At 38.9% G+C, this 13,291-nt stretch carries 17 protein-coding genes; 5 read left to right on the top strand and 12 right to left on the bottom strand.

Annotated features, from left to right (window positions below; translation table 11 throughout):
* The 9 genes from FTU70_RS13635 to FTU70_RS13590 form a co-directional block, all read right to left on the bottom strand.
* Nucleotides 1–736, bottom strand: a 736-nt coding sequence (locus FTU70_RS13635) for a DnaB-like helicase N-terminal domain-containing protein (RefSeq protein ID WP_306669915.1), incomplete at its 3' end; no start/stop codon positions are given.
* Nucleotides 733–1,527 carry a helix-turn-helix domain-containing protein gene (locus FTU70_RS13630; RefSeq protein ID WP_180060751.1) on the bottom strand — a complete coding sequence of 265 codons (795 nt, stop codon included), beginning with the start codon at nt 1,525–1,527 and terminating at the stop codon, nt 733–735. The genes FTU70_RS13630 and FTU70_RS13635, both read right to left, overlap by 4 nt.
* Nucleotides 1,517–1,693 (bottom strand): hypothetical protein, encoded by a 177-nt coding sequence (locus tag FTU70_RS13625; RefSeq protein ID WP_180060750.1) that lies wholly within the window; start codon nt 1,691–1,693, stop codon nt 1,517–1,519. Before FTU70_RS13625 ends, FTU70_RS13630 begins: the two co-directional genes overlap by 11 nt.
* The gene (locus tag FTU70_RS13620; protein WP_180060749.1) at nt 1,686–2,243 is read right to left on the bottom strand and encodes a hypothetical protein; all 558 of its coding nucleotides are present in this window, start codon (nt 2,241–2,243) and stop codon (nt 1,686–1,688) included. The genes FTU70_RS13625 and FTU70_RS13620 overlap by 8 nt, the downstream gene beginning before the upstream one ends.
* Nucleotides 2,240–2,557, bottom strand: coding sequence for a hypothetical protein (locus tag FTU70_RS13615; protein WP_180060748.1), 318 nt, complete (start codon nt 2,555–2,557; stop codon nt 2,240–2,242). Before FTU70_RS13615 ends, FTU70_RS13620 begins: the two co-directional genes overlap by 4 nt.
* Nucleotides 2,554–3,312, bottom strand: coding sequence for a KilA-N domain-containing protein (locus tag FTU70_RS14380; protein ID WP_257222602.1), 759 nt, complete (start codon nt 3,310–3,312; stop codon nt 2,554–2,556). Before FTU70_RS14380 ends, FTU70_RS13615 begins: the two co-directional genes overlap by 4 nt.
* Nucleotides 3,313–3,314: 2 nt before the next feature.
* The gene (locus FTU70_RS13600; protein WP_171493213.1) at nt 3,315–3,536 is read right to left on the bottom strand and encodes a transcriptional regulator; all 222 of its coding nucleotides are present in this window, start codon (nt 3,534–3,536) and stop codon (nt 3,315–3,317) included.
* A gap of 126 nt (nt 3,537–3,662) precedes the next feature.
* On the bottom strand, nt 3,663–4,622 hold the full coding sequence (locus tag FTU70_RS13595) for a hypothetical protein (RefSeq protein ID WP_180060747.1): 960 nt from the start codon (nt 4,620–4,622) through the stop codon (nt 3,663–3,665).
* Between the two features lie 100 nt (nt 4,623–4,722).
* Complete coding sequence (locus FTU70_RS13590) at nt 4,723–6,048, bottom strand: integrase arm-type DNA-binding domain-containing protein (protein WP_180060746.1); 1,326 nt, start codon at nt 6,046–6,048, stop codon at nt 4,723–4,725.
* 339 nt (nt 6,049–6,387) lie between these two features.
* On the opposite strand from FTU70_RS13590, the gene FTU70_RS13585 reads away from it, so the two are divergent.
* Together FTU70_RS13585 and FTU70_RS13580 are read left to right on the top strand one after the other, a co-directional pair.
* On the top strand, nt 6,388–6,585 hold the full coding sequence (locus FTU70_RS13585; protein ID WP_004972905.1) for a hypothetical protein: 198 nt from the start codon (nt 6,388–6,390) through the stop codon (nt 6,583–6,585).
* A gap of 532 nt (nt 6,586–7,117) precedes the next feature.
* Nucleotides 7,118–7,336: a hypothetical protein gene (locus FTU70_RS13580; RefSeq protein WP_004972907.1), complete on the top strand. Its 219-nt coding sequence runs from the start codon at nt 7,118–7,120 to the stop codon at nt 7,334–7,336.
* A 114-nt stretch (nt 7,337–7,450) separates the two neighbouring features.
* Here the strand turns inward: FTU70_RS13580 and FTU70_RS13575 are convergent, their stop codons facing one another.
* The 3 genes from FTU70_RS13575 to FTU70_RS13565 form a co-directional block, all read right to left on the bottom strand.
* On the bottom strand, nt 7,451–7,819 hold the full coding sequence (locus FTU70_RS13575) for a hypothetical protein (protein WP_371971679.1): 369 nt from the start codon (nt 7,817–7,819) through the stop codon (nt 7,451–7,453).
* A 229-nt stretch (nt 7,820–8,048) separates the two neighbouring features.
* The gene (locus FTU70_RS13570; protein ID WP_180060745.1) at nt 8,049–8,765 is read right to left on the bottom strand and encodes a hypothetical protein; all 717 of its coding nucleotides are present in this window, start codon (nt 8,763–8,765) and stop codon (nt 8,049–8,051) included.
* A 109-nt stretch (nt 8,766–8,874) separates the two neighbouring features.
* Nucleotides 8,875–9,573: an exonuclease domain-containing protein gene (locus FTU70_RS13565; protein WP_026438378.1), complete on the bottom strand. Its 699-nt coding sequence runs from the start codon at nt 9,571–9,573 to the stop codon at nt 8,875–8,877.
* Nucleotides 9,574–9,824: 251 nt separating this feature from the next.
* Between FTU70_RS13565 and FTU70_RS13560 the strand changes: the two genes are divergently transcribed.
* The 3 genes from FTU70_RS13560 to rnk all read left to right on the top strand — a co-directional run bounded on the left by FTU70_RS13560 (nt 9,825) and on the right by rnk (nt 13,086).
* The gene (locus FTU70_RS13560; RefSeq protein ID WP_180060744.1) at nt 9,825–11,087 is read left to right on the top strand and encodes an alpha/beta fold hydrolase; all 1,263 of its coding nucleotides are present in this window, start codon (nt 9,825–9,827) and stop codon (nt 11,085–11,087) included.
* A gap of 177 nt (nt 11,088–11,264) precedes the next feature.
* On the top strand, nt 11,265–12,518 hold the full coding sequence (gene glyA, locus FTU70_RS13555) for a serine hydroxymethyltransferase (RefSeq protein WP_019836649.1): 1,254 nt from the start codon (nt 11,265–11,267) through the stop codon (nt 12,516–12,518).
* Nucleotides 12,519–12,681: 163 nt separating this feature from the next.
* Nucleotides 12,682–13,086, top strand: coding sequence for a nucleoside diphosphate kinase regulator (rnk, locus tag FTU70_RS13550; protein ID WP_004972920.1), 405 nt, complete (start codon nt 12,682–12,684; stop codon nt 13,084–13,086).
* The last annotated feature ends 205 nt before the right edge of the window (nt 13,087–13,291 follow it).

The raw sequence follows: 13,291 nt of genomic DNA, 5'->3' as shown, positions 1-13,291 counted from the left end.
TCTGCTCTTTAGGCATTTCGCCAGACATGATGAGGGCAGGCTTTTTCTGTATGACTGCTACATTGTTTGCGATGAGCTGGAGCATCGTAGTTTTACCCATCGCGGGCCGTGCAGCCACCACCATTAGACATCCAGGTTCGACATCGCCCAACTTTTTGTCTAGGTCATAGATACCAGTCTGAATGCCGTTGATTAGAGTTGTTCCAGCAATTGCTGCTTCCATCTTTCTGCTGATTTCATGAAATGTATTAGATGCCGCATCATGAATATGAAATAGAGATTCACTTGCTGATTCAGTATTAAGATCAGCAAAAGCAGCTTGAGCATTTTGGACCAGTTCGCCGCGGCTTACTGTTAGTTGCCTTGCTTGTTGAATGATCTTGAAGGCTTCAGCTTCAACTTGGCGACAAGTCGTCAGATCCTTCAATTTCTCAGCATAAGACACCAGGTTATAAAAGCTGGAAGGGGTATCACCTAAAATTTGCATGATGTATTGCTCACCACCAGCAGCTTCAGAATAGTTACGCATTTCTAACCACTGGTTAACCAATACGGCGTCATATGGTGAATTTTTAGAATCAAGATCTACTATGGCCTGAAAAATTAGTTTGTGGCGTGTAGCGTGGAAATCTTCTTCGGTCAGTAGATTTTCAACTTGGCTATACGAGTTTGAAACTGTCATCAGTGCTGAAAGCACAGCTTGTTCAATTTGTAGATTATGAATAGACGTATTCATTGAGGACCTCCTAATAGGCTCTTAGGCTTAGTCGGTAAATTAAGAAATGGTTGAGCCGTATTAGCTTGCTGTCCGGTCAGAGACTGAATGCCATATTCAGGATTCTGCTTTTTGTAGCGATCGAACTTGTCTACGATCCAAGCCGTGAACTTATGGAGTTTTTTACTGTCAGATAGTCCGCTATTATCAAAATAAGAGTTGAATGCACTCAGCTCAAATTCAAAGCTAGGTAGGCCAAAGATTAGGTCTATATTGTTGCCATGACCTGCCATCTTTATCTTTGTTATCAACTGATCTACATCAGGAATCCAGTCATGCTCTTGAGAGAGATTCATTGGTAGATTCCCTGATGGATTCTGTACCCCGTTTTTGGGATCGTTCAACATCCCGTTTTTGGGGTTATTCAAAGCACCATTTTCGGGATCATTCCCATTTTTGGAATCATTCCGTTTTTGGGATTGTTTAATGTTCCCGTTTTTGGGTGTATTGGCATCATCTAAATTTTGGGTATGGTCCTCACGCCCTTTCACGCCGTTGAGTTTAAGTATTCTGACTCGCTTGGTCGGCCCAGTACGTTCTCCCGTATCTTGAACCAAGCCAAGGTCGATCAGTTCTAGAATGACTTTTTGAACAGTTTTTTTGTCCAGCACTGTATCTTTTGCCAATCTTTCTATGCTTGGCCAAGCAGTATGTTCTTCACCAGCTCGATCTGCTAGTGAAAGCAGAACGAGGCGTTGTGATGAATTGTTCACTGGAACAGTCCAAGCCCAGCGTGTTGCATCAATGCTCACTAGGCCCTCCTTGCTGCTTATAATTTTTCAACACAGTATTCCAGAGACGCTCTGGAGTAATACGCACTGATTCAATATATGCAGCTGATGGGGGCATTGCTATCTGATCGACAACAGGCTCTGGCTGTACTTGAGTTTGCTCTGGTGAGATAGAAGGCTTATCCATTTTTAGTAGCCTCCCATTCCGCTTCATACTTTTCGCGTTCAACATCGAAAGTGTTGCTATGACTCCCTGCCCAATACGCAGCAATATGAATTAAGTGCTCAAGAGTCCCAAAGATGGCGCCATGAGTACCTTGCTTGATAGTTTCTTTGACTACTTCGACTTCATCTTTAATTTGATAAAACATGGTCTCAAGCCATGATGTATTTTCATGAGCAAGAGAGTAAGCATCGAACAGATCCCCAGCACCGTACTGATCATCAGGCTTATGCGTATGTCTGTTAAGTTCACGCATGCAAGTGTCTGCTTGACTGTTAGCAAGCTGCTGGGAAATTGTTATTAGATTTTCTAGTTCAGCAAAAGCAGAGGAGTCGGCTTTATCATTTTCTTGTACAAATGCTTTAACGAAAGCCGTTGCTTTGTTGATCTGGTTAGCCAAAGTTCGAAGTTGTGTGGCAGCTTCAGATGCAAGTGAATAGGCACTGATAATATCAGCGACACTGTAAAAAGGAATTGATTGTTCTGGAAATTGAATTTGTACTTTAGCGTTCATGATGAATGCGCTCCTATGTGTTTTGGAGCTTCGTCAATCACGACCAAATGATTTTGGAGACGAAGCTGAAAAGGGTTGGTCGACAGGTAACATAGGGAACCTGCACATCCGAAGATGTCCCTCTCCAGCTCCGCCATAACATGCGGATGCATAGAGATTTTACGCACAAAAAAAGCCCGAAGAGCGGACTGTGCGCCTATGTTACTTTTGCAGCCGACCAAAGCTGATTCAGTGATTTTGCACCGAACACGTTCAATATAGCCGATCATTTTTAATTTGAGAAGCCTTAAACAGAAAATATTTTGAAAATTCATGGCCGCTCCCCAAACCTTTTAGCTAGGATCTGCATACCTTTTGGCAATATGAAGAACTCAGTCTGTGTGTAACTGTATGATTGACCTGAAGGCTTTACACCTTCTTTGAGTGAATACTTAGTTTCACAGTAGCCGCGATTTTCACTGTAATAAGTTGAGGCCCTGGCATTGTTTAGATACCGATCCCAATTATGCTTTCTCAACCATTCCGCCAATGTCTGCTGTTTGATATTCAGGATCTTGCATGCTTGCTGGAACTTCACACCGTGTTCAGTATGCGTAATAGTTTCAATTGCCTTGCTCAGCACTTGGTTATCTGACGTTAGCTGTAGATTTTGTTCAGCATAGCCCAGCAAGAGGTCTCGCAATTGTGCTGGATTATTAAGATCTGGCAGTCCTGGCTGCGCCGTCAAAGTATCAAAGGTACGAATCACTTTAAGATGAAAAGCTGGGCTGATCCACATGGCATATGCATAGACTAATTCTTTGACAACGTATGTACCACGACCGTTTCCACCATTTATCACTTCGCAAGCACTCACCAAATTTGGTGACTGGTCAATTTCTCGAATTAACTCTTGGGTTTGCTCATTTCGGATAAAACGATAAGGAGCATGCTTTTCTTCTCCACCGCTCGCCTTATGTAAGTCATTCAGGCAATAGCGACTGTGCTGATCCTGATTAATAACATTGCCATCAATATTAATTTGAGAAGATGATTGGGTAAGCACTGTTGAGGCATACGAAACATTCATAATCATGCCTCCAGTTGGGCTGCAGCAGCTTCTTTCTTACTGTTATGCCACTCAACAAGCTCTTGATAATCAAAAAAAACAGGAGCTTGTTTTGATGTACCTTGCTTGATTGGCCGCGGGAAGGAGGGGTCTCTGCGAATAGTGTGACGAAGTGATTCACGGGTCACATCCAGTAGCTTGCACGCAGTACTGAATTGAATTCGAATAGGAGTTGCTTGAAGCATAAACATAACCATATTTAGATGAATATGGTTGTATCTAAGCAAATGAAGTCTGGTGTCATACAAGTGACAATATTAAAATATTTACTGCCACCTCAGGTGACACCTGAGATGACATGTCTTTTAAAATTATGAAATTTCTAATTTTTTATTATTTGTTATTACAGTAATTCTTTGAATGAGGCGATTGTTTGTATATCCCATATCTTCTAAAATTTGCTTAATTGCTGGTGAGTGGTCTTCATATTTTGTTGAATAGTTCTCTAAATATTTCTTCTCCCAAACCTTAATTGCTAGTGCAAGTTCGGGTGCAAAATGAGGGTGTGTTGGATTAATTGATGGATGTATAGGTGAGCAAGTGTAAGATGTTTGTGATTCAATTATCTCACGATCAGTATACCCAGGGATATGAAATTTAGGTTCAAGATATTCTTTTAGCACTTTTGTTGGAATGCTATCTGGCGGCAATAAAGACGCTTCTTTGGCATTTTTAAGCAAATTAAAGCAACCTCTAAATTGCGGGTTTTGGCTATAAAAGCAATCTGGATCTTTTTCATATAGGTTTTTTGCTTCAATTACATCTAAGCATCTCACCATCAGACAGGCAGCCTCAAAATAAGAAAATTGATCTTGGAAAAAATAAGTTGGGGTATATTGGGTAACTGTAGGATTCTTTCCAAATATGAAGCAACTTTCAAACTGGTGTATTGATAAATCCTGTTCAATAAAAAGCCTATTTAGATTTTCTTTAGTCCAATAAACTTCATGTAGGGCTATATAGCCTTCAGGAGTTAGATTATTTTTGATATTGAAATTAGAAAAAGCTCTGAGTTGTTGTGAGCTATTCTCTTTAAAATTATAAGGATTTATAAGAGTTTGAATAAACTTTAAAACAAGATTGTTCTGCTTTACATTTAATGAATTACCTGGTTGGCATATAAAGTAATCTAAAAAATCGGCTAAATATTTAATCGCTGAAATATATTCTGTCGATGCTAGTTTTACAATATCGTAAAGTGAAACCTCATCTTGTTCTACTAATAATGGAAGTAACTTAGTATTCCATTTTGATTTTAACTTCTCTTGCATTCTTGCCTCCCACGGCGCCCCAATATAGGAGCTAAGCCAGTCAGATTGGGTCTCTGATGTTCGGGGATCAACCTAGGCTTAGCAAACTGTTTGCAATTAGCTATTTTGCTAACTTTGCATATTTGAATTGAATAATTTCCTCACCTAGTAATTGCTTTGTAAAGTCATATGGTGATATGTGATCTAAGCTATTTGCATCTAGATAATCACTCCACCAATTGATCATAGCTTTACGTTCATCTAGATATTCTGCCTGGTGAGTATAAGCAAGCCTTACTTGATCACGCTCTTGATGGCTCATTTGCTTTTCAACAGCCTCCTTTTGGAACAGAGTACTTTGCACCAATGCTGAACAAGCCATTCCTCGAAAGCCATGACCACATACATCCTTCTGCGTGTCATAGCCTAATCTGCGTAGAGTATTATTGATAGTTGATTCGCTAATAAATCCATTCAAATTTCTACTTTTAGGGAAAATATTTGGTGACATACCGCTATACGTTTTTAATTCCCCGAGAATATTTAAAGCCTGTTTTGAAAGGGGGATAAGGTGCATTTCTCTCATTTTTGCACCACGCTGAGAAAATCTTTCACCTGGCACTGGATCTCTTTCTGCAGGTATTCTCCAAATACCTTTTTCTAAATCAAATTCATCCCATCTTGCAAATCGGAGTTCACTCGATCTGGTAAATGTATGAAGGGCAAAAAGCATACATAATTTAGTGACAGGATGGCCGTTATCTGCTTCCAAGCGTTGTAATAACTCTGGTAATTTTTCAAGAGGCAGTTGTGGATGATGTTTAGGCTTTTTGGTCTTAACAAAAACGTCTTTCAGAAAGTACGCCGTATTCGTTTCAGTGACACTACGCGAAATAGCATATGCATAAATACTAATAAGACGTTGGCGCGTCTTTTTAACGACTCCCGTAAATCCTTTTTCTTCAATGGAGCGGATTACTTGGATTAAATCTCTAGGCCTAATTTCGTCAAATGTCATATTTCCTATTTGACTGAAAACGTACTGGTTTAAGTTTAGAAGAACTCTTTCTGCTGTATCTTCACTCCATCTACCTGTAGTTTTATATTCTCTGTGCCATTCACGGGCAATACTTTCAAATGTCACAGCCTTTCCTCTATGGGAGCGCTGGTTATTTAAATGTTCGATGGGATCTACATTGGAAGCAATTAATGATTCAAACTCACGGCGTTTTTCTCTGGCATTTTTTAATGAAAGTGCAGGGTATTGTCCGAGCGTGATGTTGCCTACTTTTCCATTAGCCTTTTTATACTTGTAGCGCCAAACTTTGGTACCGCTTTTTCGGATATACAGAATCAATCCATTCCCATCAAAAAGTGAGTAATCTAAATCACGTGGTTTTGATGATGAGCATTTAGATTCCGATAGAGGAGCAACAGTTTTTGCCATAGCATTTATACATACATTAACAACCTGTCTGTATACTCATTTGTGTACTTAAAAATTGCAACTATACGGATGATGCTACAACTATATGTTGCTATGTTTTTACAAAAAATAATTATTTATCATTGTCTTATAACCATATTATGGCATATTTTCGCATTATGTTTGTGCGCGCTGAGCGCACCAAATTAGTATATAAGCATTGAACTGTAATATAAAAAATAGTTGAAAAGTATATAAAAAATTAAGATAAACATTCGATCTTATTTGCCATAGCCTGATCACGTTTTTCAGCATATAAAACTCACATATTTTAAAACTGAAAAATCTGAGGGCAGCTTCGTGGGCTATATCGTTAAACTCATTCCAGAAAACTTATATTTTGTTCCGCATGATAATGAAATTGGTACCACGGAATTTCGCAGTAAAGCCGTCGCAGAAGGTTTGTTCTACGATTATGCTGAAGCAACAGCAATGGTAAAGCTATACAATAAAGATATGCTGCAAGATGTTGATTATGAAATTGAGTTAATTGAATAATCGTCGACTTCTTATTATTTGAAAGTATCGCCAAGTTATGCAGAAGCTAATCGCAAAGCTGGAGCTTTTAACCGCATAAAATTATGCCGTAACTGAAAATTAAATCAATTGAAATTTTGCTGTGTGAATGTGTTGAAATGTAGTGGGCTATTGCAGCAAAAAATAAGTTTCACTATATTAAAACTACAGTAGGTCATTCAATGTAATAGACGCTACGATGCAGTTGGACGGATCAATGACAGCTCGTTGAGTTTGTAACTCTTGTTCAAACAATAAAATCAGCACTAGCCTTCCAACATAAAAAAACTCGCAGCAATGCGAGTTTTTTCTGTGCTAGAATGAAAAACAAGCAAATTTACTGTGGTTTTGTAAGTTGTAAATAAAATTTTAAAAAATATGTGTTTGAATTTATTAGATAATTTAAATTTAGTTTAAAAAAATACTACATTGTCAAACAATCTAACAACTCACTTTTTTAAAAAATTTATAAGCTATGGTATAAAAAATTTCCGTCAAGAAAAAGGGAACAACAATGACGCAAATCATCGATATTAAAGTTAAAGACCAGTTTAGCCATATTTACGAAGCAAAAGCATTGCTACGTAATATCCCAGAAACTTCATTGGCAGCGGGTTTGGCACTATTTCACAAAATTGAACACATTATTGTGGAAGGTGAAGTGATTTTACCAAGCATCGAACTTTTGTTTGAAAGCCGCGAGTCTGATAGTATTTTCCGTGTGTTGGAGTAAATATTTGTGAGACTACTTTATTTTTAGAAAAGCTCATTTCGATGAGCTTTTTTGTGCGCAGGATTTTTAAAGCACACGTAAATAAAGTGCTCATTAAGTGTAAAACATATCGCTTTAAACCGTCTGATCTTCTACAAGTTGGATATTTACATCGTATTTATCAAACTCTTGAATAATTTTTTGAATGACCGCTTGCCCAATGTCATCATCGGGTTGAAAACTCAACTCTTGATTGGTTTGACTATCAAAACATTCAATTTGCAAGATTTGCCAGAGCTGGGCATCTGTACTTTGTTGAATCACTATGCGTCGCGGTTGTAAATGTGCTGAAATTTGACGCGGCAACACATTGGTAATCGCTAACTGTATTTGGCTTTCCTGATCTTTTGGGCTTAAAAAGGTAATCACCCAATTGCCAACTTTACTGAGTTGCATTGGATTGTCATAAGCATCAAACGCTAAAAAAAATGCATGATTCATCATGACCCTGTGCCTCAACAATTCTGGAAAATACTATATCGCTGATTTTTATGAGTCGGGGCTATGCCGCTAAAGTCTTAGCTTTTATAGGGATAATGAATCTAAGGTTTAGATGTGGATTTATATGTGTTTTTAAAGTGTTGAAAAGTAATAAAAATAAATTAATCCATATATCCCTGAGCATGGTTTTAATTGTTAAAAAGACTTAAAACTAAGTAAAAAAATCTAAGCTTTAAGTCGGATTAAGCTTTTGTAGGGAGTGATTGATTTGCTGCAAAATCTGATTGAGTGCTTTCGGTGGTAAACGAGTTTCTTGCAAAGAGGTAATCCATTGCATTTGGCAGAGTTTTAAGCTGCGAATATCCTGAGCTTGTAAAATTCGCTGAATCAGTTGTTTTGCCATTAATCCACAATGACGCTGCAAAGTATCCATCATGAGAAATTTTACATCTTCAAAACTCAAAGCGGTAATTTCAGGCTGTATTTCTGCTTGGGGTTCAGGTTGTTCAGCGGGCTGTTCTGTATTGATGGCAGCTGCAACACGTGCTTCTAAATATGCAGGAACTGAATTTACTTGAAGATGTTGGGTGTGGATTGGTTCTGCCAAACTTTCAGCATACGCTTGCGGGGTGCTGCTTGCAAGTTGGCTATGAATTTCTGTGTGTAAAGTGGTAGATGATGCCTCTGGCGCTTGTTGCAGCAAAATCTCAGCCGTTTGCTCTTGGTGTTGCAAAGTGTCTTGCTCAAGCGCAGCAGGGGCAATCAGGTGCATATCTAATAGCTGTTCAATCAATTCAGGTGGTGCAAGACGTTGCTTGAACTGATCTCCGAGTAAATCAAAATCTTCAGTACCAATCAGTACCAATAAACGACGTTGACGTGCATTTAAATCACGTGTGCGCTGTTGTAATGCATCTAGACCGAGTTGAGTTTTTTGATAATTAAACATGAGCCTTAATTTATTTCCCCAATAAATTAAGGCAAAGCATAGACTTTGAAAATTACAATAATATGAATAATTTATGATAGGTAAATGCAATAAGATTCACTTGAAACATTTATAAAGTCAAAATACTGGTATTTTCGAGCGCCTTGCGTAAGTAAGGATCTAAATCTTCTTGTCTTAATAACCATTGCACATAATCGGCAGGAAGGTCAGCAATTGCCGTACCACGATGTTTACCAAAATTGATAATTTGTGGAATACGTGCTTCTTCTGAGGCAGTGTAGAGTTCTTCAATACTTTGAATTTGTAATTGATGAACTTCGTGCATCAAAATATTGGCCGTTAAAATAATATCCATATCGGCACGATGCGCTTTTTTAATCATATCACGCGCTTTTTCGCTGCCTTTGGTAATCATATAAATTAAAGCTGAAATATTGTGTGCTTCAGCATTCGGCCATACACGACGTGCAAGTGCTAAAGTGCAAATGGCTTTAATTTTAGAAGTATCCACACCACATTTTTCTAAAGCGCGAATATCGTAATCAATATTATGCCCAATAATATAGGTGGTTTCGGCAGGTAATTCGAAACTACTGTAATGCGGTTGATCAATTAAATCTGATTCTAAAATATGATGTACCGCCATCGCTGCGAATGAAATTGGCTCATCGACTTGATATAACTGATCGAAAATTTGACTTTTATCTAGACTGATTTTGCCATCTTGAATTTGAATGGGGGCGTAGGCAATCTCAATGGGTTGTCCATTTAAAGTATGGGTTTCAGTGTCGAGAATAATTGCCTGCATGTCCTGATTCGCTTGCGTCATTCAATAAAAATGCAATCTAACATTAGCCGCTGCGTATGACAAATTGAATTGAAATTTAATAGGCACTTGTATATGTGATCAATTTACTGATTTTTACCGTAAGTGTTTAATTTTAAATAAAATACACTTGCATATTAATTGTTGAAATCTTGCCTGATACGATAAAAAAGCGTACAAATAAAGATTGCGAAGGATGCAATTAATAAGAATATGAAGACAAGGGTAAGCAAATGAAAAAAATATGGTTAAGCGTGGCTTTGGCCAGCAGCAGTTTGTTTTTAACCGCCTGTAATGATGATCATGACGATACGAGTGTTGTGGTTGTTGAGGATGGTATTCCGAAATATAATTTTAGTGCCTCAGTCGTGAAAACAGAGCTTTATCGGGATCAGGGTGAAAATGCGAATAATCTTTTAAATGCAGTGAGTTCATCTAAAACATTGATGACATATAAAATGTTAGGTGTAAATGGACGGGAAACTCAAGCAACTGCACTTGTTTTTACCCCTCAAACAGTTAAACCTACGGGCGGATGGCCACTTGTAGTTTGGGCACATGGCACAACAGGCGTGGCAGATGCGTGTGCACCAAGTCGTCAAGGTTTAAATGGAAATGAGTACTTCATTGCTAAACTATTGGCAGCAGGTTATGCCGTTGTTGCACCCGACTACGAAGGTTTAGGCGAACCGAGTGGTAAAGAATTACATCCATTCTTGAATTTAAAAAGTGCAGCTTATTCGATTACAGATGCTGTTGTCGCTGCAAGCAAGCTTTTGGGTAATACTGCAGAAACGCGCTGGAGTGTAGTTGGACATTCACAGGGTGGACATGCGGCTTTAGGTGCAGCGCAGTATGCATCGCGTGCGCAGTTAAATTATAAGGGTGCCATAGCTATCGCACCTGCATCAAATTTAGCGTTGGTATTGGCGGGTGGTGAACAAAAAGCAGCTCAGGAGCCAGATGTAATAAAGAAAGTACAGACACTTGTACCATTAGATACGTTTACTGCTCTAATTGCTGCGGGGCTAAGAAATACTGCTCCAACCTTGAAATATTCTGAAATATTTGTGTCACCAACAGATCAACTTGCTGCTCAGGCAGAGTCAATCTGTTATGAGGCATTAGGTGGGAGTATGCTTCAGCCAATGCGAGAGCACGCACAGACTTATGGAAAATTGGATGGTTATCCACGTACTCAACCGAATTTCATGACGACCATCCCTGAAGTTAAAGATTTCTTAACCAATGGTTCACAGCCATTAAAAGTGAAAATCAGTACGCCTATATTTATTTATCAAGGAACGGCTGACCCAACTGTACCGAAACAAGTCACGGATTACTTGGTTCAGTCAGCTCAAGGGATGGGAACTAAAATTCATTACGTCACTGATCAGGATTTACCTGTAGAGCAAAAATGGGATCATGGTTCGGTGTATGTGGATAATATGGATGAGATTGTCAAAGATGTTCAATCACTAATGCCTATTCAATAAGTTGTTGAATTACGATAAAGATTGATTTGACCTAAAATAGCTCATGTTTTATCTGAAACATGAGCTATTTTTATGTAAAACTGAGCAAAGTTCATTCTCTCAGTTCACAAACTTTATGCTACAATACGCGCCAATCTTAGCACGGCTTAAAAGCCCTAAATTAATAGGACCTCGCTAATGTTTGCCAATATTTCTATTGCCGAATTTGATCCAGAATTAGCTCAAGCGATCACCAATGAAGATGCGCGCCAAGAAGCTCATATTGAGTTAATTGCTTCTGAAAACTACTGCTCACCTGCAGTAATGGAAGCTCAAGGTTCAAAACTTACCAATAAATATGCAGAAGGCTACCCAGGCAAACGCTACTACGGCGGTTGCGAATACGTAGATATTATTGAACAATTGGCGATTGACCGTGCTAAAGAACTCTTTGGTGCAGATTATGCTAACGTTCAACCACACGCTGGTTCACAAGCAAACTCTGCAGTTTACTTAGCTTTACTTAACCCAGGCGACACTGTGTTAGGTATGAGCTTGGCACATGGTGGTCACTTGACTCATGGTGCAAAAGTAAGCTTCTCAGGTAAAACATATAACGCTATCCAATATGGTTTAAACCCAGAAACTGGCGAAATTGATTACGAAGAAGTTGAGCGTTTAGCGCTTGAACACAAACCACGCATGATTGTTGCGGGTTTCTCTGCGTATAGCCAAATTGTAGATTGGCAGCGTTTCCGCGACATCGCAGACAAAGTTGGTGCTTATTTATTTGTAGATATGGCACACGTAGCAGGTCTAGTGGCTGCTGGTGTATATCCGAACCCTGTGCAAATTGCTGACGTAACGACTACTACTACACACAAAACATTGCGTGGTCCACGTTCTGGTCTAATTCTTGCGAAAGCAAACGAAGAGATCGAGAAAAAATTACAATCTGCTGTGTTCCCTGGTAACCAAGGTGGTCCATTGGTACACGCAGTTGCAGCAAAAGCAATTTGTTTTAAAGAAGCAATGGCGCCTGAATACAAAGCGTATCAACAACAAGTTGTTAAAAATGCGCAAGCGATGGCTGAAGTTCTTATTGAACGTGGTTATGATGTAGTATCTGGTGGTACGAAAAACCACTTGTTCTTGCTTTCTTTAATCAAGCAAGATATTACAGGTAAAGATGCAGATGCATGGTTAGGTGCTGCGCACATTACTGTAAACAAAAACTCTGTACCGAACGATCCACGTTCTCCATTTGTAACTTCTGGTATCCGTATCGGTACTCCAGCGGTAACTACACGTGGTTTTGGTGAAGCAGAAGTACGTGATCTTGCAGGTTGGATTGCAGACATTCTTGACAGCAAAGGTGACGAAGCTGTAATTAATACTGTAAAAGCAAAAGTTGAAGCTGTTTGCGCGAAATTCCCAGTTTACGCAAAATAAGCACAGCCTTGAGAAAAGCCCCTCAAGGGGGCTTTTTTTATGGATGTAAAAAATTGATTTTTCGTTCAATAAGCTGAATTTCTGTTATAACTTAAGCGTATTGAATATGATTGTAGGCAAGCTGATGATGACAGTATTGTCGGAATGACAGGAATAAAAGTAAATGATTAGACCAAAGATTATTATTTCAGAACAAGATTTGCACCGTTTGGAAACGATGCTTGAGCATCAACCTAAATTGACGCCAACGATGCAACATCTAGAAGATGAATTGGCACGTGCTGAAGTGGTTGCGCCACAAGATGTACCGAATAATGTGGTGAGCATGAATGCCCGCGCATTGATTACCATTGCACCTGCAAAAGAACCGACTGAAATTACCTTGGTTTATCCGCATGACTTTAAAGGTGAGAAAGGGCAGGTGAATGTGGTTGCACCTGTCGGGACTGCCATTTTAGGTTTAGCTGAAGGTCAGGAAATTGAATGGCCACAGCCCGATGGTCATATGATGAAAGTCAAAATTGAGAAGATTTTGTATCAGCCAGAGCGTGAAGGCGATTATTTATAATCTGTTTATCATCCTGCGTTAGGAACATTGAAAGCCATGTTGATCATGGCTTTTTTATCAAATGGAGCGTAAAACTCTGTCCTTCAGGTCAGAGATATAAGCGACACGACATAAAGTGTCGTTTGATTTAACTAAGGACTATTTTCCTTGAGTTTTGATTGTTAATATAAGTACATGAAAACCCTTAAATTACGTATAAAAGACA

This window comes from Acinetobacter sp. YH12135, from assembly GCF_013418565.1.
Taxonomy (GTDB): Bacteria; Pseudomonadota; Gammaproteobacteria; order Pseudomonadales; family Moraxellaceae; genus Acinetobacter; species Acinetobacter towneri.
Note: the sequence above shows the minus strand (reverse complement) of the source record. Positions and strands in the feature narration are given on the sequence as shown.

Coding starts and splice junctions, on each gene's coding strand:
- FTU70_RS13625 (WP_180060750.1), bottom strand. CDS start 1,693: ATGGATAAGCCTTCTATCTCACCAGAGCAAACTCAAGTACAGCCAGAG.
- FTU70_RS13620 (WP_180060749.1), bottom strand. CDS start 2,243: ATGAACGCTAAAGTACAAATTCAATTTCCAGAACAATCAATTCCTTTT.
- FTU70_RS13615 (WP_180060748.1), bottom strand. CDS start 2,557: ATGAATTTTCAAAATATTTTCTGTTTAAGGCTTCTCAAATTAAAAATG.
- FTU70_RS14380 (WP_257222602.1), bottom strand. CDS start 3,312: ATGAATGTTTCGTATGCCTCAACAGTGCTTACCCAATCATCTTCTCAA.
- FTU70_RS13600 (WP_171493213.1), bottom strand. CDS start 3,536: ATGCTTCAAGCAACTCCTATTCGAATTCAATTCAGTACTGCGTGCAAG.
- FTU70_RS13595 (WP_180060747.1), bottom strand. CDS start 4,622: ATGCAAGAGAAGTTAAAATCAAAATGGAATACTAAGTTACTTCCATTA.
- FTU70_RS13590 (WP_180060746.1), bottom strand. CDS start 6,048: ATGGCAAAAACTGTTGCTCCTCTATCGGAATCTAAATGCTCATCATCA.
- FTU70_RS13580 (WP_004972907.1), top strand. CDS start 7,118: ATGACGCAAATCATCGATATTAAAGTTAAAGACCAGTTTAGCCATATT.
- FTU70_RS13575 (WP_371971679.1), bottom strand. CDS start 7,819: ATGATGAATCATGCATTTTTTTTAGCGTTTGATGCTTATGACAATCCA.
- FTU70_RS13570 (WP_180060745.1), bottom strand. CDS start 8,765: ATGTTTAATTATCAAAAAACTCAACTCGGTCTAGATGCATTACAACAG.
- FTU70_RS13565 (WP_026438378.1), bottom strand. CDS start 9,573: ATGCAGGCAATTATTCTCGACACTGAAACCCATACTTTAAATGGACAA.
- FTU70_RS13560 (WP_180060744.1), top strand. CDS start 9,825: ATGAAAAAAATATGGTTAAGCGTGGCTTTGGCCAGCAGCAGTTTGTTT.
- glyA (WP_019836649.1), top strand. CDS start 11,265: ATGTTTGCCAATATTTCTATTGCCGAATTTGATCCAGAATTAGCTCAA.
- rnk (WP_004972920.1), top strand. CDS start 12,682: ATGATTAGACCAAAGATTATTATTTCAGAACAAGATTTGCACCGTTTG.